The following is a 20,938-nucleotide window of genomic DNA, read 5'->3' as shown; positions in this document are numbered from 1 at the left end:
CGTCTTCGAAAGTGTAATAAAAGCGGACATCAGTGTCTCAATTTCATCCCAATGCTTTCTTATAGGCATCATTATAATACTTTGTCAGTTCTTTCCAGTCAAAAGATTCTGACAGATCTTCGGCTTTATTTCTTTGTATCATTCTGAATCTACGTGAAGTCATTGTGAAATGAAGCAGATATTGAGCGAGGTTTTCAACTGTTTTAGTTTCATTGCCCGATTTTCTTTTTAAAACATTGACTCCCTTGTCTTCATAATCTTTCATATTCTTTGAAACGTAGTTTCCAAAGCCTGAAAGGTCAGAAGTAACTGCGGGGACTCCACGAGCAATACATTCAAGAGGAGTATAGCCCCATGGCTCGTAATAAGAAGGGAAAACTCCTAAATGACAGCCACGAACGAAATCTTCATAATCGATTCCAAATAGTGGATTGGTTGAATTAATGAATTCTGGATGATAAACAACCTTCACTTTATCCAACGGGCTATTTACAAATTGATTATCCCGCAAATATTTGAGAATATCGTCATCAATATCATTTTTAAGATTGTGCGTCACGACAATTGGCCATTGATTGGTTTTCCATGATTGTAATATCCTGCGATATCTGAGTTTCCAGTATTCTTCAACAAAGTTATTCAGATCCGGAAGGGTGAAATTTTCCTGGTCAGCGGCTGCCGAATAAAATAATTTTCTTCCTACCTGTTCCTGTATTTTCTCGCAGGTTTTATTGATTTCTTCCATTACAGCCCGGGTATGCAGTACATCCGGGTTAATAGACCAGGAAGGTCTCGGGGTTATAAAGAAGAATACGACGGTTTTATTTACCTTTTCCTTTTTCATTAATTCATTCAACCGTCGCAATGCTTTTAAAGTAATGTCATACCCTTTGTTCTTAAATTCAAATCTTCCCGAAGTAAAAAAGTATAACGTATTATCTAGATCAAAACTATAGCAATGAAAGAAATGGCCCATTACAAAATTATGGATCTTTTCTTTAAACTCTTCATGGAGGTTTTGTACCTCATGTGTAGCACTAAAACGTTTTATATTTAATCCATTTGGAGTAATCAGATCAGGTTCTTTTCCTAATAAGTATTTACATTCTTCCCCGGTTAATTCACTTACTGTAGTAAAAACATCTGCATTTTCAGCACAGGCTCTCTCCATCTGAACGATAGGAAGAATCCAGTATTTTTTAGCTTCCTGGTACCAGTCAGTCGTGGGCAGCGATTTGTAAAAATCTGGTTTGTTCATAGCCAGACTACGGCCGAGGGCTGTGGCATGAGTGGTAAAAACAGTAGAAATCGGAAGATTCATTTCTTTGACTCCTAAAAGAGGAACGCCTGCAAGCCATTCATGCACCTGGGCAATTGCTTTTTTATCACCTTTTTTTGTGAGAGTACCGATAAGAAGGTCCTTACCTGGTCACCCCACATCAAAACCTGGTCGAATAAGTCATTATCTTCAGCTGAAGAAACCCCGAAGTTATCACTCAAGCCTTTTTTAATTGTTTCTAACCTGTTAAAAGTGGCTTGAGGTTTTAACAAGATAATTTTTGGTCTGCCTGTTACCAGCCAGGTGCCATATTGAACTTCGTATCCCATATTTCTCATATGTTCAACTGTGGCTCCAATAGGCCCGCTTAAATCATCGGTCGGGTCAAATTCGTATTGATACTGATCCTCAACCGCCGGGCCGATCAGGAAATAATTGTCTCCCCATACCTCCTTTGTAGCAGGTACTTTTGAACGTATTACAGTATAAATTCCACCAACTTTGTGGCATACTTCCCAGGCAATTTCAATCAGATACGTTGATTCGGTCATAGTTTCATACAGGTTTCCTAAAAGTTAGGAAATATTCCAGAAAATTGTATAAGTTATGTAACTAATCATTTGTAAACAGGTTAACATTTTAATCGTTTGAATAAAACAATTAGTTAAATATGAAATATGTAGTAGTGCCTCTTATTTTATTACTATTATTTAGTTGTAATGAAAGTGGCGATGAAAACGACCCATTGGAAACAGTGTCTGTCGACCTTGAAAAATATACAGGAAGATGGTATGAGATAGCCTCTTTCCCGAACACTTTTCAGGAAGGTTGTAAGTGTACTTATGCTGAATACACAAAAAAAGAAGATTATATTAAAGTTTATAACCGATGTATTCAGGATGGAGAAGTGAGTGATATTTCCGGTAAAGCATTTCCTGCAGGAGAGGGGAAGTTGAAAGTGCAATTTTTCTGGCCTTTTAAAGGAGACTATTATGTAATCGATGTAGGTGATAATTATGAATATGCATTAGTCGGAGCACCTTCGAGAGGATCTCTATGGATATTAAGCAGAACCAGGGAAATTGATGATGACTTATTTAATCGGTTGGTTAAATTAGCGGAGGATAATGGGTTCGATACTTCACAGCTTCAAAAAACACCCCAGGAAGGTTGTGAATCGTAGTTTACGCTTAAAATTCAGGCCTCATTATATTTAATAAAAAAGGCTAACAGATTATTATTTCTGTTAGCCTTCTGGTAGAAGTAAATCTCACTTCTATAAACCGCCAAGCCAGGTCTTAAATTCTTCTGAACTATACATTCCCTGTCCATCATGCCCGATTCCTTCTACTATAATTTCAGAATGGGTATTTGAGGCAGGATAAAAGTTATTCATATATCTCAATATATTTTTCCCCCTGTCAAACCGTGAGCTTCCCAGAACGGTAGCCTGGCAGTCTTCAGTATTTAATGATGGATCAGCCTGATTACCATTGCCGAGTAAATAGATTACTTTCCTGGTGCGCATTTGAAGATCGAAAGTTTCTTTTGGTATTCCTGATAGATAAGCAGGAGTTGCTGAATAACCATAAGGCCAGAATTCAATTCCGTTGCAGTTTTCAACAGTATAAAAAGATCCGCTTGATTCGTCATACCGACGAGCATCAGGATAATAAAAGAACTGACTATTAGCCACCATATAAGTAATTCTATTGTCTTCGATTTTACTTGAAGCTGAATACAGGTGGGTAAATAGCGCTCCGGAGCTATGTCCGGTAACTACAATTTCCGTAAGGTTAGGAAAGTTTCCGATATCCAATAATTCCTGGATCATTTGATCTATAACAGTAAATGAACTTATCGCGGCTGTATTGCTACTGTTACCTCCAGATCTCCAGCTCGATCCTGACCAATAATTATAACCCGGAGCCTGAGATACTTCTTCAAAAACGGGTGCGATAAGAAGAGTGCTTTCCTGAATGCTCAGATCGCTTAAAGTGTTACTCATGTAATTGAAATAATCCTCGCCATTTCTGTTTATCCCATGTATCACCAAAACAGCTTTGGTTATATTTTCTTCGATTCCAAGTTCAGTTTGTAAAGGATAGTTACTGTTATAATTAAAATATGATTCCTGACTATCCCCGGTGACAACCGAAAAAGTATTTTGACAGTTACCTCCTGGTAGACATGGGCTGCTAGCGAAATTGTGCTCTCCTGTAGTAAAACTAAGATTCAGACCCTCGGATAACACACCTCCATTGGTTCCAATTCGATTAGGAGCTAAAATTAATTGGTAAGTTGTATTGAAATCAGCGTTTAACTGAATGGTGACTTTTGTACTTGCATTTTGAAATAATAAAGTATAATCGGCGGATTCTACCCCTGAGGTTATCGAAAAATTATCTCTGAAATCGCTAATGCTTACTTCTGAGTTAAAAGTCAGAATTATTTGTGATTCAGGAGATAACCCGGTCATTCCATCCTGTAGTGGTGTCCCATTGACAGTGGATGAAGTTAACTTGATCTCCGGTTCCTGTCCTTCGTTGTCAGAACAGCCCGTAAGAATTAATAGTGTAATTAATGTTGAAAAGTAAAAAAGTTTCATTCGTTGTATAAAAAAATTGGTCAGCAAAAATGCTGACCAATTTAATCTATTTTATATTATTGACAAAAAGCATAAGGACAATCAGAATTGGCGTTAGAAGTAGCTGTTGCAGCACAATCTAATGTGTTGTATTGCCATACACCACCTACTTTATAAGACCAGGCTCCTGAGTATTCCCAGGCTTCACCAGTTCCATCTACGTTGGCATCACCATACGTTTCTATTACCACATCATTTTCATATAACTCTACACCATCGTCACCATTTTGATTCATAGCATCAGACTGAATTACCAGTGCATATCTGTTAATGCAATCACCAAAATAGCTTCCGATCGTTGCCGGTTCTCTGGCTATTAATATGTGGTCACCTTCTGAAGCAGGTTCAGCAGGAAGTGTAACCTCGATGCCGTCGGTACCACCACCATTGTTGGTAACTCCTACACCATATATACTCAAATCCGGAACATCTCTGTTTACCACAAGGTGAACTGCCTTACCACCGTTTGTGCCTGATCCGTCCCATAGTAAGGCCATAACACCTTTTAGGGCAACCGGACTATCACATAATGGATAAGTACACGAAGCATCTGCGGTTGTAGTAGAACCTACAGTACAGTCGACGCCTCCAGTGATCCACTCTGACCCAAGTTTGTAAGCCCATGAGCCACTGTATTCCCAATCCTGACCTGTACCGTCAACGTTGGCATCACCATACGTTTCTACTACAACACTATCCTGGAATAACTCGATGGCATCATCTCCATTTTGAGTAGGCAGTCCTTCTTCGATAACCAGTTCAAACCTGGCAAAACATTCAGTTCCGTAATAAGATTCTAATGCAGCAGCTTCTCTCGTGATCAGAATATCATCACCGGCATTAACTGAAATGGCCGGGAATGTATATTCAATTCCATCGGTACCACCACCATTATTAGCAACACCTAAAGCGTATTCACTTAAGTCAGCAATATCTTCCGTTGCTCTTAAATGTATTGATTTACCACTGTTACCATCGGTTTCACCAGTCCAGCGTATTGCAGTAACTCCCTTTAATTCTAATGACGGAAGTTTATCGAATATTGATATTTCAAAATTAGTATTGAGTTGTAAGTTTTGCAGGGCAGTAGCACCAATTACTAACGTTTCTTCACCTTCGGCAATTCCATCATTTATAGTAGAAACCGTAAATGATTTTGATGTCTCTCCCGGAGCAAATGTAAAAGTAACCGGATCGACAGTATAATCAGAGTCCACCTCAGAATTACCACCTAATTCAAGTTCAAAAGAAGACTCAATTGGTATATCTTTATTGAGAGTAACATTTATTACTGCCTCCTGGCCTTCTTCCAGAAAGTCTGCATCAGTAGAAAAAGAAATAACCGGAGCAACAAATTCTCTTGTTGTGAAATCAAAATTAAAATCATCTTCCATTGGATTTCCTTCCTGGCTATAATCTCCTTGCGGAATACTGATCGTATAATCAGCATTATAGTCTAACAGTGGGAAATTAATGGTTACAAAAGATCCTGTTTCATCATAAGTGATGGTTTTTTCCGGATCACCGGTTATAGACAGGGCAGATTCAAAATCTGACTGAACTACCGGGTGGGAAAAGATCAATTGGATTTCTGCTTCATTAGGTTCGATTGCAGTTGAACCTGAAACGGCATTTTCACCGTTTGCTTTTACTAAAATAACCCGAAGGTTATCTGATATAGCTTCTGTTTCATCCTCACAGGCCATTGTGAGCATTAGGCAGGCGCCAAGCAAGAGTAATGACCGGCCTGCCATTGTTTTAAGATATTTTATGTTAAATATTTTCATGGTTTATTTATTTACTTGTGCATTAAACATTTCCGGGAATTGAGAAGGAATAAAGTCCCACATAACCGGAAGAGCAAAATAAGTTACTACTGTAATCAACAGAATTGAGATAATGTTCATCGCAATTCCTGTTTTGACCATATCCCTGATGCTAAGCAGGTTTGACCCAAAAACCACCGCATTGGGTGGTGTGGCCACCGGTAACATGAATGCGCATGATGCGGCTACTGTAGCCGATACCATGATCATGTATGGATGGAGGTCAAATGCTGCTGCAATAGGAGCAAGGATTGGTAAAAGCATCGCTATCGTTGCCAGGTTACTGGTGATCTCGGTAAGGAAATTAACCATCGCTACCAGAACAAGGATTAATAAGATCAATGAAAGGCCCTGCATGTAGTTTAACCTGCTGGCAATATATTCTGCAAGGCCTGTATCTGTAAATCCTTTTGCCAGTGCTATACCACCACCAAATAAAATGATGATTCCCCAGGGGATACCTTTGGCATCTTTCCAGTTTATGATCGGTTTTCCCTTTTTAGAGGAAGGAATTACAAATAGCGCAAGTCCACCGATCATTGCAATGATTGTATCATCGATTGCCGGGATCACTTTTTCAATGAATGAACGGGATATCCAGGCCACGGCTGTAAAAATGAATACAACCAGCACTGCTTTTTCTTCATAAGACATTTTTCCCAGGTCTTCACGAAGCTTTTTTAATTGATCCATTCCTCCGGGAAATTCTTCTTTCGAAAAATCAAAAGCATATCTCACCAGGTATCTCCAGCAAATGATAAATAAGACGATCGATAACGGCAATCCAAAAGACAACCACTGAACGAAAGTTATCTTCACATTGTACACCTGCTCGAGTATCCCCGCTAAAACAAGGTTTGGGGGTGTGCCAATCAACGTTGCAAAACCACCAATACTGGCACTGTAAGCAATTGCGATCATCAGGGCTTTGCCAAAGTAACTTTTGCCTTTTTTACCATCCTTTAAAGTTACCTGGGATATGATTGCCATACCGATCGGCAGCATCATTACTGAGGTTGCCGTATTTGATATCCACATGGATAAAAATGCAGTGGCTATCATAAAGCCAAGGATGATTCGCTTTAGGTCTGCACCGATCACATAAATAATGTTCAATGCGATCCGTTTATGCAGATTCCACTTCTCTATAGCTATCGCGATCATAAACCCACCCATATAAAGAAAGATGTATTTATGCCCATAGGCAGAAGATACCTCTCCAATCTCAATCACATTGAGAAGCGGGAATAGTACGATCGGTAATAAAGCCGTCGCAGCAATTGGCAATGCCTCGGAGATCCACCATACAGCCATCCATATTGTGATACAAAGGACATTAAATGCCTCAGCGTTCATTGATTGCGGCCGGCCGATCAGCTGGAGAATCAAAAAAAGCAGTGGCCCGGCAATAATAAATACCTTCCGTCTACTTACTGGATTCATATTCCCCCTTTCCTGACTTAGCGATCTCCATAACTATAGCTTGTAAATAATCAGCTTGAAGTTGTGGCTGGATCATCAAATACAATTTCTGTCCGTTGCGGTCTGTTGTTTGGATCCGCTTTGGAATATCATTTACTGGAAGACCTGTCAATTGATTAAGAAACATACAGGCAATTAAATAAGTGCCAGTAGGAGAAGGATGAGTGCCATCCGGATCGTATAAGTCAATATCCGGATTATTTTGCCTGGCCATTTGCCATGCTTCACCAACCGGGACAAGTTTGGTTCCGGTCTCCTTAGCCAATTTTATGTATGCTTTTTGAATTGTATCAAACATCATTGGGTTTGCTTCTCGTGCCCAGGTCATGTATAAATAGGGTTCAGCACCTTGTTCCCTGGCCAGTTCTATGAATTTTTTACCGTATTCCATGAAGCTTTCCGGGTTATCGATCGAGCTCATACTATGATTCTGAAACACGATTATATCCCATTGCTGACTTTTGATGATTGAAATCGTTTCGAGGTCTTTCTCTCCCTTCCAGTGTTGTTCCAATGATGTTCCACCGGCAGTCGACTGCCGGGCGATCAATGGATAGTCTTGTGTTTCTGCCATCGCTTCAACCACCTGCGGCAGGTTCCAGAAATAAGTATAACTGTTCCCTACAAATAATACTTTTACTGTATCATTTTGTGCAGAAAGTGGTGATGAGATCAAAAGCAATAAGACCCACAACACTATATGTCTATTCTTCATTCTCGATTTCATTAAAAAATTAATTATTGATTCACAGGAGTTGGTTCAAATATTCCTGGGATCGGGTCTGGTGTACTACTGTTTCTATCTATTTCAGATTGAGGATAGATAAAGCGTTGAGGTAGATCATCACCAGTATTAGGCTGTACAGGTACTCTTACCACCGATTCATTATAGGTTCTGCGAGTATCATTAAAGCCTTCGATTTGTCCGAAAAGAGTTACATATCGTTCTTCAAGAATTTCTCTTAAGAGTGCATCATCCTGAGATATGCCATCCGGGTTTTCTATTCCACCGCTTTGAAAATCAGCTTCCACATAAGCTTCATAAGTAACATCAGCCGGATCAGCAATCATATAACCTCCGCCATTCATAAATGCTCGGTATTCGTTTAAGGCAGTAAGTCCATCATCAAAACCACCAGTTCTGAAACTAGCTTCGGCAATGATTAATAGATTTTCCTCATACGTTACGATAGGAGCTGAAGCATCCTGAGCCGCCCAGCCATCTGGATTGGTATTTGGTTGATATCCAATTTCATCTGAAATGAAATAATAATTATACCTTCCGGTCTCATCTGTTTTAGCATTACCCCGATACATCATTGGATTAGGATTTATAGCCCCATCAGGATTCATTAAGCTTATAACAAAATCAGAGACAACTATATCCGATCCCCTGGATTGTACATCAAAAAGTTGGTAAGTAAGATTAGAATCATCCTCAGCGGTACCATGCGGTGCCATCATTGAAGATTCCAGGTTAGATATTCCTTGTTGAGCTGATGCTAACGCATTTGCATAATCTTTAGCATGCATATAATACCTGGCTTTAAGAGTATATGCTACTTCGAGCCAGCTAACGTTATTACCGTCAAAGTATATGTCTGACCCGGAAGTAGGAAGTCCGGTACCGGTATTCAGGTTTACTATCGCATCATCTAAAAGCATTTGAAGCTTATCATACACTACAAGTTGATCCTCATATTCAGGGTTTTCAAATTCGATATCACCAGCTTCATCAAAAGGGATATCTCCGTAAAGTGAAGTACTGGTTCCCAGCGCCAATGCCTGAAGAACTTGAGTAATACCAATTGTTACTCCCTGAATACCTTCTTCTTCTGCAAGTGCTTGAGTGACTTTTGCATTTCTGAGAGTGTTCACAAAAGCATCATCCCAGATATTGTCAAAATCACTAGTAGTTACGGTATAAGAATTAAATCCTTCATATTGTCTGTCTATACCAGTATAATACCCACTGAATATCCCCGAACGACGTGCGGTTTCGCCCGTTTGCAGGATGATATTGCCGACTTCTGCACCTGTTAACACATTACTGTAAGGTGCAGTGGTTGGGTTGTTAGGATCTATATTTGTGTCCTCCCCGACGAGAGAATCACAAGCAAATAATGCAAATGTTCCTAGTATATATAAATATTTTTTTAACATGATCGTTTCAATTAAAAGTTAATACCTAAGCTGAAAACATAAGATTTCGTACCTGGATTATTAAAGTAATCAATTCCACGGCCCGGGCTTACGCCATTCAGGTTAGTGTCCGGGTCATTCCCTTCGAATGGCGACCATAATAATAGGTTTCTTCCGGTAACTGTAAATGTCATTCCTTCAATTCCAAATCTCTCTAAACCATCATTAGACAGTAAATAAGAAAGGGAAAGTTCACGCATTCTTGTCCATGAACCATCTTCGATATAAAGTTCATCGTTTCCACTTCCGAAGAAACCACCATCTCCTAAGTACCATGGTTCGGTCAATGCTACAGGACCGGCACCAAAATCTTTTACAACTCCTCTGAAGGTCGTTCCTGCAGGGATTACATTACCATCATAATCGACCAGATTTTGATCAAATGTTGTTTCGATAGCAGAGTCTTCCCAACGACCAAGATTATAAAGAACTGATTTTGTACCAGCATATATATCTGCGCCCTGGAAAGTTTCAAACAGTGCTGACAGTGTGAAATTTTTATAAGATATTGTAGTGGACATCGCTCCCTGCCAATCCGGATTAGGGTTACCTATTACTCCTTCATTATCATCTTGCTCCGGAAATCCATATTCATCAAAAACAATGTTTCCACTTTCATCTCTCAATGTTCTGGAACCCCATAGTACTCCTACAGGATAGCTTTCAACCGCTCTATTATTCACTGCTGCTAATCCACCCATATCAAACGATTCAACATCCCTCAGGTCTGTAACTTTGTTTCTGATCCTGGTATAGTTAAGGTTTATTTGCCAGTTCCAGTCCTGATTTCGGAGGATGTTATAACCTAAATCAACCTCCCATCCTTTATTTTCAATTTCTGCACCATTAAAGTAGACTCTGTCATATCCTCTACTGTTTGCAATTGGAAAGTCTAATAAAACATCTTCAGTGGTATTGTAGAAATATGTTGTGCTTAAAGAAAGCTTGTTTTCAAAGAATCTTAGATCGAAACCTATTTCGGTTTCCTTTTTTCTCTCAGGTCTCAGATTAGGGTTCCCTCTTTCTGTACTTGGTACAAATCCTCCATTGCCATACAAACCAGTGCTGAGGTTTCCACCAAATGTATCTGAGTATCGAGGAGATACAAATACATTGTTAGTCTGGTATCGCAATGGTTGCACACCAACTTCTCCATAAGAAAATCTGAGTTTGCCAAATGACATTGGAGATAAATCAACTACTTCGGTAAACTGCCATGCAACAGAGACAGAAGGAAAGATAAATGTATTATCCGCTGTCGTACCAAAAGTTGAGGCTGTTTCTCCTCTTAAAGTAGCAGTAACAAATAACTGGTTAAATGCATCCAGGGAAACAGATCCATATAAAGCAGCTGTTCGCTCAGATCCAAATGTACTTGCATCCGATCGGTTTTCAGGTTGAGCATTATCAATATCCCTGGTAGGATTATCAACATCTGTAAATATTATGAAATTAGAAATTTCAGCTCCTTCCGTGCTTCTCGCTTTACTATTGTAGTTAAATCCTACAAGTCCGTTAATTGAGAAATTTTCGTTAAAGTTGTGAGCAGCTTTGGCTATCAGATCAATGTTTAGAATTGTATTTGTAGCTAATTCAGAACCAAATGATCCAAATCTATAGGCTCCTGCTGCAGAGCCAGGAGTGAAAAACTCTCTTCTTCTTTCACTATAGTGGTCTAAGCCTGCTCTGGCAATTAAGTCCATCCATTCAGTAGGCGAATAAGTGAATTTCATTGAACTGATAAACCGATCGACCAATGCCCGGTTTTCCTGTTCGTTGATTGTCCATAGTGGATTATTATAACCTGCTGCCGGACTTTCGCCTAGTGGAGTTCGGTAACTTCTTTGTCTGTTTGATATCGGAGCTGAGGTTGGAGATTCGTAATAATCTCCTCTGTAACCCGATATATCAAAATCAGCCGGATTTCTTAAAAGGCCAAGATAAAGACCCGAAGAACTGGCGCCTCTTCGTATTCTGTTAGAAGTAGTTCTTGAATAATTGAATGTTGATTTTAGATTAACTTTTGTTCCCAGAAGGTGCTCCGTATTTAATCGAATTGTCGATCTGCGATAATCAGAATTATTTCTGATTATTCCTTCCTGATTCATGTCACTAATACTGAAAAATACGTTGCTACTTTCTCCTCCTGCTGTAAGTGAAATGTTATTTTCGAAGAAATGACCATCCTGAAATACCTGGTCAAAATTGCTTTCATCAAAAATCTCTCTGGAATTCTTAGTAAGAATAGGATACCATGCATTTCCATTTTGATCAATAAAGAACTCTCCATCAGTTAAAAAGACATCACTACCGCCTTCACGTTCAGAGATTTTATCTCCCCAGGAATCTCTGGCTCCTTGTTCATATATCCCGTTATTTCCTTGTCCGAATTTTGTCTGTAAAGGATATTTCCGGTTAATCCTGTCTAAAGAATAGGTGCTTTTTATATTTATTTTCACCTTTTGATTAAACTTACCGGATTTAGTTTCAATTACGATCACACCACCTAATGCCTGGGTACCCCACAGAGCAGCTGCACTAGCGCCTTTAAGGACGTTTATACTTTTTATGTCATTCGGGTTAATGTCGTTCAGTCTTGATTGCTGGGCAATTCTACCATCAGCATTACCTCGTACGTCATTACTTACAGGAACACCATCGATAACAATTAAGGGTTGTGCATTCCGGTCTATAGTGGAAAGACCTCTGATTTGAATGTAAGCCCCGGCACCAGGGTCACCACTGTTTCTGGATATCCTTACACCGGAAGATTGGCCACTTAAGGAATTAATTAAAGTAGATTCCTGCTGCCGCGTTACGTCCTCTCCGGAAACTACAGTGTTGGCGTAGCCAATGCGATCTTTGTCTTCCTTGAATCCAAGTGCAGTAACAACCACCTCTTCCAGCTGTTCGAGGTCTTCCTGCATAATTACATCAATAGTAGTCCTGTTGTTTACAGGCACTTTTTTAGTTTCAAAGCCTACAAAGCTATATACTAAAGTTGCGTCTGGATCCACCTCAGAAATTGCATACCGACCTTCGACATTGGTCGTAGCACCTTTAGATGTCCCTTCCTGAATAATTGTCACTCCTATTAAAGGCTGGCCTTCATTATCCACAACACGACCGCTCACATTGATTTGAGCAAAGGTTGTGAAGTGAGTAAAGAAACCACAAGCAAATAATAGCAGTAAATGCGATTTGATTTTCATGTTTACTTGATTTAGGTAATTTATTGGGTTATTTATCAGTTTAAATTCAAGTTTTATCGGGGCATTTTGATAAAACTCCAATTCACAATCTATTTTTAAGTATAAGAGGAAAAAAAATAAAAAGTGGCTTTTTAGTAAACTATAAGCGTTTTTATCGGATTTTATCGAATTTCAACGATCCGAGTCTTTAATTTTTGTATTGTTTAAGTAACACTTTTCCGTATATTTAAATTCTAATGGAAGATTTGCATTCAGAATTTGTAAGGAAGCTCTCAAAACTGTTCGGATCGTATGACAAAGAGCATAAAAGATTTGAAAAGAGCAGTAACTCCGAAATAGCCAGGGAGTTGGGATACAGCGATGCCCAGTTTTCAAGATTGATTAACAATTCTGCGTCTGAAGGTGAATACCATCGGGCGATCCAAAATGTTGAGCGAATATTAAGAATTAACCACCTGGAGAAAAAGGTTAATTCCCTCGAAGGAAAAAGAATTCCTTACGTAAAATATTTTATCATTTTTATCGGTGTAATAATTGCTGCATCGATTATTTATTTTGGAATCAGACTTTCTAATACTCCTACTGTGGTAGAGGCAACTGACACGCCAAGAGGGGATATGCTCAACTGGGCTTTTGAAACTTCTTTTATCAATTCTTATCGCAAACTTGATGACATGCCTGCTGACTGTGATTTACCGTGTTACAAATTACAGGGGAAGTGGGAACTTGATAAGACTTACAAACTGCCTTTTTTCAGGGAGAGAAACGGCTTCCATTACCTCGCTACTGAAGTGACCATGTACTCCAGGTGTTTTACAGAAAGATCTCCGGAAGGTGAATTGCTAGAAGGATATGAATACCAGGAGCATGAAATATGGTACGACAAACGCGAACTCCCATTCGATACGTTTATTGAAGAATCAAGAAAAACAGGGTTGACTGAAGAGTATCAGAATATGATATTTGCCGAAGATGATAATTTCGTGAAGCTTGCTACCCTACATACTTTCTTTAGAAATGAATTTGAAATAGATTCCGGATTTATATATAGAACCGGAAAAGTAATCGGTAGAGATCTTGAATTTTCTGACAATGAGAAATTGTTAGAATTGCTCGGTTCTGAGGAATTGATCAGAGATATTAAAAATGAATTGAATCAGATCGCTGCTAACCGACTAAAAGATTTTAGCCGACCGATATCTTGTATCCCGGCAAGCCTTCCCCGCGAAGATTTTCACGAATACCAGGATGGAGATCTCCTGTCTTTTGCTTGTAAGCTGACTACATCCCGAATGTCTATTGATTATTCTAAAAGCTATATATTGGTCGATCAGTTTATTAAAAACAAGTGCCGATCGAAGGTCGTGTCGAATTGAGGAAATTTAGTTATTAGAGATTAGGCAATTAGTTATTAGGGTGCTTGACTCTATTATGGTAAAAGTTATTAGAGAATAGCTTATTAAGTTATTAGTATGTTTGACTCGAAATTGTCTGAATCAAGATTTACAGGATTAAATGATTAAAAGGATTACCCTTGACTCGCATAAAAAATGAAAATACACCGCTAAGGCACAAAGGTCGCAAGGAAAAACAGCAAGCTGTTTAATTTTTACCACAGAGAATACAGAGGGCACAGAGAAAATTACTAAAGTAATTTTTTTGCTCTTCGAGATGTTAGCGCAGCGCATCTCGATGCCTAAATACATTAGGATCTTGGATCCGTTTTAACTGGTTACTGAAGACACGAACCAGGGCGGTAATGATTGACGGATTAAAATCCTGATTATTTTCAGTTCGACATGCCCTGCGGAACATATCGAACAGCAGCTTTTAAATTTGTAATACGAGTTTAAAAGTGCTTCATTCAAACTTTACACTTAATTCTTCTCTTCTACCCATGGCGTCAGCTTCGCGCTGGTGCCGTCTAACAATTTTATATCATATCCTCGAAATATCCTCCAGCACATTCAGGCTTTCATCGACTTCACCATCAGTGTTGATCACACAAGGAGTTAGTCGTGCATAAGAAATGCGATAAGGAGAAGAACTGGCAATGACATTACGGTCATGGAAGTGCTTCACTGAATCCCTAGCTGATTGCTTCCCTACGATAAAACAATTTATCCCTGCAGATAAATTCGGGTCCATCGGAGTGAGGAGGTCTACACCTTTAATATTTTTAATTCCTTCTTTCAATTTGGTATTCAACTGGGTTGTTCTCTGGTGTACATTACTTCTGCCCATTTCCATTTGAAAATCAAAAGCAGTATTTAATGCCCATCGATGTTCGAAAGAATGAAAACCGCCCGGAGAGATCAGCTGATTGAATGTAACTTCACCCTGAGGAGGGTAACCCATCCACATAATATATGGATTCATTGAAAATGCAGGAATCGTTGGACTAACAAAGTCCCATGCATCTCTTTTACCGTATAAAACACCAGTTCCCCGAGGACCAAAGATCCATTTATGAGTGCCCGCTGAAAAGAAATCACATCCCATGGCAGAAATATCTTCATCCTGGTTGCCAAATCCATGAACACCATCAACAGCAAAGTAAATTCTTTTCTCAGTACTGCGACTTGCATTGGCTTCCTCCACTACATCGGCGATTGCCCGGATAGGAAGTTTCACTCCGGTACAAGAATGAACATGGGTAACCATTACTACCCGTGTTTTATCCGTAATGGCATTAGCAATATTGGAAGTCACTTCTTCGACTGTAATAGTACGGGGATCTTTATATTCATCAATTCTTTTTACTGTTGCACCTGTTTTTTCACAGGCATAGTCGATCGACATATCAGTGACATAATGATCATGAGTAGTTGAAAGTATTTCATCTCCCGGTTTAAGCTTCATTCCGGCGAAGAGAATGGCAGTTCCCATAGTAGTACTGTCTGTGAGAGCGATCTCTTCGGGTTGGACATTCATATATCTTGCAGCGGCTTTGGCAACATCCCATTCTGCTTTCTCGCCTGCTTCCTCCCAATACAAAACCGGGTTTTTATCATATTCATCCCGGTGTCTCTGTATGGCATCGCGTACCGGTTTCGGGTGTGAGGCTAATAGCATCTGGGCCATTTGCACGTGACTAGTATCCAGCAGGAATTGCGACCGGACACTTTCCCAGCTGCCATCGAGTGGTTTAGGGTCATCAATAATGGATTTCTTTTTATTAGAAGCAGCAAGAGAGGCGGGTAGTGCTGCAGTCAGGCCAATGGCAAAACCTGACGAACGGAGGAATTTACGTCTGTCCATGGTAAGGTAAATGGTTTGATAGTTATATAAGTTAGTGAATTTTGGTGGGAAAATAGTTATTGGAGATTAGGTTATTGGTTGATAGTATACTTGGCTCGAATATGATAAAAGTTATTAGAGATTAGGTTATTGGTTATTAGTACGCTTGACTCGAAATTGTCTGCTTCTGGCGCCAGCGTCTCGCTGGTGCCGTTAAATTACTCCACACAAATGCTGTTCCAGATGTTAGCGCAGCGCATCTGGAACCTATAATAAAATAGGGTCTTAGATCCGTAACTGGTTCGTGGAGACACGAACCAGGGCGGTAAATTGATACCCGGATAATAATTTATCAACAGATTTAAAAATCAAGGTAAATCTTTTTCAATCCTCTCAATCGCGGTTCAACACAATTTATAAATCCAATAATCCTTGACCAATAAACGGCTAATGCCAATAATCTTGACAAATGAAGAATGAAGGATAAAGAAATTATATTAAAAGTGAATATTTCGATATCGAATATTTCAAAATAAAAGTATAGACGCTCATATTTACGTCGGAATTTTTTTCAACCAAAACTATTTTATTGACATGCGAATTTTTAAAATCAATGCAGGTATCGCTGCTGTGCTATCACTATGTTTAATCGCAATAAACATATCATGTACTAAAGAAGAAGTAAAACCAGATAATGAAGGAGAAGTTATCGACATTCCCCGCGATGGACTAGTTGCTTTTTATCCATTTAATGGAAATTTCAATGATGAGAGTGGGACCGGGGACTCAGCAGCTCATCTTAGTGCAAGAGGAGGAAGCGGTAACTTTGTTAAAGACAGATTCGGGAATCCAAATAGTGCATATTATACAGATTTTGAACCGTACTTATTTGCAGATAATGGAAAATTTATATTTGAAAATGATTTTACGGTTTCATTATGGGTTAAAGCAGAAAGAAACGAGAATAAAAAGACTGAAGAATATTTCATCACATCAAACGCATATCAATTAGCTTATTCTATTAATGATATAAATAGGTTTGTAGCTCTTATGTCAGGAGGAAATTATTGGTACATTACCTCGGAGTATTTTGCAAATCCTTCGGGATGGCATCATGTCTGTTTCACATACAATCGGGCAAATAGAGAAGCGAAAATTTATGTAGATGGTAATCTAAATAATTCTAGAATTAATAATGAAGCTGAAGATCTGTATAAAACAAGAAGTCAAATTGAGTTATTTGGAACCAGATTCAATTCGGAGGATTATGAAGGCGTGGGGGATGATGTCGCTATTTACAATAGACTATTAAGTCCAAGCGAAGTGGAACAGCTGTATAAACAAAATATTACTAAATAACATATGAGGTTATTTGTTTTTATTATTTGTTCCGTATTTTCAATTTCTGCTTTTTCATTTAATGATGGGAAATTATATGCAATTAATATAAAAGGTGAATTCGTACAAGCCGGAACTTATTGTCAAGGTTCTTCAGTCACGTTTTATTTTGAGAAGCCCACAGGCTATAACAGAGGTGATGAAGAAAATTACCGATTTAAAGATGAGACATATAGCACTTACCACCAATTAAATTTTACAGATGCTAATAATGGTTATTTGAAAGTAACTAAAGTTATAAATAACCAAGCCTCTCCTGGTGACCATATTTTATCAATAGTAATCCCCTCAGGTAATACGAATGAAGACGATGAGATAATTGCCTCCGGTTTTACAATTACCGTAAGAGAAACACCTTCAGTTGAAAGTTTTACATTAATAGACAAAGACGCCCAGGATAATACTTATTCCAATACTGATTCCCAGGTATTTATTGATGGGGGCTCAAGTAACTCTAATGTTGCAACGGATTTTTATTATGGAGATGGGGTTTTTGGTGATAGATATTTTTATCCTGATCGTGTTAACCCTGGTCAGAATTCTGTTTTCTATCAACCTTATATTCAGCATTCCGACATTAAATGCAAAGCAGAACCTGTAGAAGTGACTGTAACAGTTAATAGCAACAATTTTAATTACATTACTTTTAATGAAGCATCTGAATTGAAAAACAGAAATTTCCTGTGCAAAAGTGTGACTTCAGGGTATACATATAATTTTAAATTTAAAATTGACCCGTATATTTCAACTCAATATACTACTAGTGATGGCTGTGGGATTTCATATACTACTACCCAAACCAGTGTAGATAATATTTACCTGGAATATTTTAATAGTGGAAGTCAAAAGGTTAATGTTACTTATTCAAAAGATGCAGATGGATGGTGGGTTGGTAGCGCTACCATTCCTTCTAATCTGCCATCAGATGTAAGCTATCTATATTTGAAAATTGCAGGAAGTAGAAGAAGGGTAAAAAAAGTCACTGGTACGGCAGAGTGTAAAACAAAGTATAATGACGGAGATATTTACGATACTACATATCCAATTACTGCATCATATATTTATACCAGAAATGATCCTTTACCTGTTTTATCTATATCTGATGAATCACCTGCTTTTTGCAAAAACAATGATACTCCTGTTTATTTTTCGAATGACTTTGAAGGTTTAAATAATAATATTGAACCTGATTCAACAAAAGGAATTTTAAAATTTAATTATGAAGGAGGAGAATATAAATCTTTTCCTACAGATGAGTTTATACCATCAACATTTCCAGAAGGTACTTATACATTTAAATATTCATACAATGAGGATAATACAGATTACAGGTTTTGTTCACAGGAATCTAATGAGATTTCTTTAGAAGTAGTAGCACTTCCATTAGCTCAAACAGAATTTCCTGAAAAAGCTTGTGTGGGAGAAGAGGTGACTTTTACTTCTCCGGGTACCGAAATTGAGGGAGCATCCTATTTATGGAGATTCGGAGATGGTGATTCCCTTACTAACAAAATAGATTCCAGAACTTTCGATAGGGAAAGTGCTTACTCTGTAAGTTTGAAAGTAACCAGTAAGGAAGGATGTGTAGGAAAATCGGATAATAAATTCATCAATATCACCGCATATCCTGAAATTGACTTCTCGTATTTCGGAGGGTGTTCCGGACAAAATACTGAGTTGGTACCAGAGCTGTTAAACTCAGATATTCTTCCTGAATCTCAAATAGCTTCCTGGAATTGGAAAATAAATAATGGTAATGAAATATCACAGAAGGTGTTAAATCATACCTTTACTTCTAATGGAATGGATTCAATTACTCTATCAGTAGCTACCAAAGCAGGATGTGAATCATCTGTTACCAGGAAAGTTTTTATTCAGCCAGTGATAGATGTATTTAATTACTTTGAGACTTTTGACGATAATGTTTACCCGGGATGGATTTCAAGTGGGCAAATCAGAAATGAAAATAATTCAAGTTGGCTGGAGAATGATCTGTTTAAAGGTAAAGCAGGAGTATGGGTTACGAATAAAAATAGTGGTTCATACTACAACTCTGAAAACTCATATTTGGAATCTCCTTGTTTTATCCTTGGTGAAACCAATAATCCAATGATGGATTTGAAAATCGCATCAGATACTGATCATCAGGCTGATGGTGTGATCGTAGAATACACAATTGACGGAGGTAGAAATTGGCATAAGTTCGGTAAGCTTGACAATGGATTGGGTTGGTATAATGAAAAGAACTTACTGGGATCTCCGGGTACAGATGAAAATAATACAGATAAAGAAGGGTGGACCGGAGAATTTGACTGGCAACAGGCTGCTTATCAACTCAATACGCTTAGGGATGAACAGGTATCTGCGGGCAATCCCGTAAAGTTTAGATTTTCCTTTGGTTCAAACGCAGACAATCCGATCGATGATACATTGAGTGGATTTGCAATTGATGAGTTTTCTATAGTAGAGAGAAATCGAAAAATGGTAATTGAAACGTTCACCAATATTCACTCCGAACATTATGAACAAGCAGATCAATATTTAAACAATTTTTTAGAGGGTAAAGAGGATCAGGTAATCGATATCCGCTATCACATTGCTGATATTCCGGGAGATCCTGTTAATCAATTAAATCCAGCAGACTTTAGTGCTAAGAGATTGCATTATGGTATAGATAGAGCTCCCAGGACAGTCTTTGATGGTGCGTTCAATATTAGCTTTGATTTTCCTGTATTTCAGTATGATTTTGGAAGGGATACTTATGATCGCAAATCATTAATTTTCGCACCCTTTAATCTTGAACTTAAAAAAACTGAATATGCGGACAGTATTAGCCTAACAGCCAGGATCACTAAAAATATTACCGCTGAAGATTTTGAAGGAGACCTGGTTTTAATGGTTGGCTTAGTTCAAAAATCATTAATACTGGATGGTTATGAATATAAAAATATCCTGAGAGAATTTATCCCTAATGCAGGTGGCATCACAATTCAAAGAGATTGGACAGCAGTAGATACAGTAGAAAAAGTAGTTCATTTAACCTACATGACAGATTATTATAGTGATCTTGATCTGAATGCAGATTATGAGTTCGTGGCATATCTGTTTCGTGCCCAGGATATAGAGCAGACTAAGGAAATTGTTCAGGGAGCATCAGTTAAAATAAATAATCTACCACCTCCGAATATTATCACAGGAATTGATAATGAAAGGGTAGGAGAATATTTTCTTATTTACCCAAACCCAGCAAGAAATTTAATCAGTGTTAAAAGGCCATCTAACATTTCAGGAGAAGTACAATATGAAATTTACAGTTTGGATGGCTCATTAATCAAAGAGGGAGCCTTAAGAGAAAGAGATCAAACTATAGGGGTAAACAAATTTGCGGTAGGAGTTTATTATTTAAAAATAAGTTCAGAAAAAAATCAATTACCAATAATTAAACGATTTGCGGTAATTCGTTAGAGTTTAGATTTGAATTGAGTGTTGATTAGAAAAGGCAGCACGGATTGGCTGTCTTTTTTATTTTAAAGTGTTCAAAATAGTTATTAGAGATTAAGTGATTAGTTATTAAATATTGAAGCTCTTCGAGATGTTAGCGTAGCGCATCTCGAATCAATTATGCTGACATTTTTATCAGTAGATTGAATAG

Annotated in this window: 11 protein-coding genes and 1 pseudogene; 4 read left to right on the top strand and 8 right to left on the bottom strand. The window is 38.2% G+C overall.

Translation table 11 applies throughout. The annotated features are described in order from the left end of the window. Nucleotides 1-43: 43 nt before the first annotated feature. Nucleotides 44-1,830, bottom strand: a pseudogene (locus tag DCC35_RS16570) (glycosyltransferase). Between the two features lie 119 nt (nucleotides 1,831-1,949). On the opposite strand from DCC35_RS16570, the gene DCC35_RS16565 reads away from it, so the two are divergent. Further along, nucleotides 1,950-2,462, top strand: a complete 513-nt coding sequence (locus tag DCC35_RS16565; RefSeq protein ID WP_137091860.1) for a lipocalin family protein — start codon at nucleotides 1,950-1,952, stop codon at nucleotides 2,460-2,462. 93 nt (nucleotides 2,463-2,555) lie between these two features. On the opposite strand, the gene DCC35_RS16560 is transcribed toward DCC35_RS16565, so the two are convergent. The 6 genes from DCC35_RS16560 to DCC35_RS16535 are packed head-to-tail and all read right to left on the bottom strand — an operon-like array spanning nucleotide 2,556 to nucleotide 12,648. Beyond that, complete coding sequence (locus tag DCC35_RS16560) at nucleotides 2,556-3,887, bottom strand: Ig-like domain-containing protein (RefSeq protein WP_137091859.1); 1,332 nt, start codon at nucleotides 3,885-3,887, stop codon at nucleotides 2,556-2,558. A gap of 56 nt (nucleotides 3,888-3,943) precedes the next feature. Next, nucleotides 3,944-5,713 carry an Ig-like domain-containing protein gene (locus DCC35_RS16555; RefSeq protein WP_137091858.1) on the bottom strand — a complete coding sequence of 590 codons (1,770 nt, stop codon included), beginning with the start codon at nucleotides 5,711-5,713 and terminating at the stop codon, nucleotides 3,944-3,946. Between the two features lie 3 nt (nucleotides 5,714-5,716). Continuing rightward, nucleotides 5,717-7,195 (bottom strand): SLC13 family permease, encoded by a 1,479-nt coding sequence (locus DCC35_RS16550; protein ID WP_137091857.1) that lies wholly within the window; start codon nucleotides 7,193-7,195, stop codon nucleotides 5,717-5,719. Continuing rightward, on the bottom strand, nucleotides 7,179-7,949 hold the full coding sequence (locus DCC35_RS16545) for a DUF4886 domain-containing protein (RefSeq protein ID WP_137091856.1): 771 nt from the start codon (nucleotides 7,947-7,949) through the stop codon (nucleotides 7,179-7,181). The genes DCC35_RS16550 and DCC35_RS16545 overlap by 17 nt, the downstream gene beginning before the upstream one ends. 23 nt (nucleotides 7,950-7,972) lie before the next feature. Next, nucleotides 7,973-9,397 carry a SusD/RagB family nutrient-binding outer membrane lipoprotein gene (locus DCC35_RS16540; RefSeq protein WP_137091855.1) on the bottom strand — a complete coding sequence of 475 codons (1,425 nt, stop codon included), beginning with the start codon at nucleotides 9,395-9,397 and terminating at the stop codon, nucleotides 7,973-7,975. Between the two features lie 11 nt (nucleotides 9,398-9,408). Further along, complete coding sequence (locus tag DCC35_RS16535) at nucleotides 9,409-12,648, bottom strand: SusC/RagA family TonB-linked outer membrane protein (protein ID WP_137091854.1); 3,240 nt, start codon at nucleotides 12,646-12,648, stop codon at nucleotides 9,409-9,411. 236 nt (nucleotides 12,649-12,884) lie between these two features. Between DCC35_RS16535 and DCC35_RS16530 the strand changes: the two genes are divergently transcribed. Beyond that, nucleotides 12,885-14,024 carry a hypothetical protein gene (locus DCC35_RS16530; protein ID WP_137091853.1) on the top strand — a complete coding sequence of 380 codons (1,140 nt, stop codon included), beginning with the start codon at nucleotides 12,885-12,887 and terminating at the stop codon, nucleotides 14,022-14,024. A gap of 562 nt (nucleotides 14,025-14,586) precedes the next feature. Here the strand turns inward: DCC35_RS16530 and DCC35_RS16525 are convergent. Beyond that, nucleotides 14,587-15,909 carry an aminotransferase class V-fold PLP-dependent enzyme gene (locus tag DCC35_RS16525; protein WP_137091852.1) on the bottom strand — a complete coding sequence of 441 codons (1,323 nt, stop codon included), beginning with the start codon at nucleotides 15,907-15,909 and terminating at the stop codon, nucleotides 14,587-14,589. Nucleotides 15,910-16,482: 573 nt separating this feature from the next. Between DCC35_RS16525 and DCC35_RS16520 the strand changes: the two genes are divergently transcribed. Together DCC35_RS16520 and DCC35_RS16515 are read left to right on the top strand one after the other, a co-directional pair. Beyond that, nucleotides 16,483-17,247, top strand: coding sequence for a LamG domain-containing protein (locus DCC35_RS16520; RefSeq protein WP_137091851.1), 765 nt, complete (start codon nucleotides 16,483-16,485; stop codon nucleotides 17,245-17,247). Nucleotides 17,248-17,250: 3 nt separating this feature from the next. After that, complete coding sequence (locus tag DCC35_RS16515) at nucleotides 17,251-20,751, top strand: PKD domain-containing protein (RefSeq protein WP_137091850.1); 3,501 nt, start codon at nucleotides 17,251-17,253, stop codon at nucleotides 20,749-20,751. Nucleotides 20,752-20,938: the final 187 nt, after the last annotated feature.

The sequence above is a fragment of the Mangrovivirga cuniculi genome, assembly GCF_005166025.1.
Lineage (GTDB): Bacteria > Bacteroidota > Bacteroidia > Cytophagales > Cyclobacteriaceae > Mangrovivirga > Mangrovivirga cuniculi.
The sequence above is the reverse complement of the archived record's forward strand: the minus strand, read 5'-3'. Positions and strand labels throughout refer to the sequence as shown.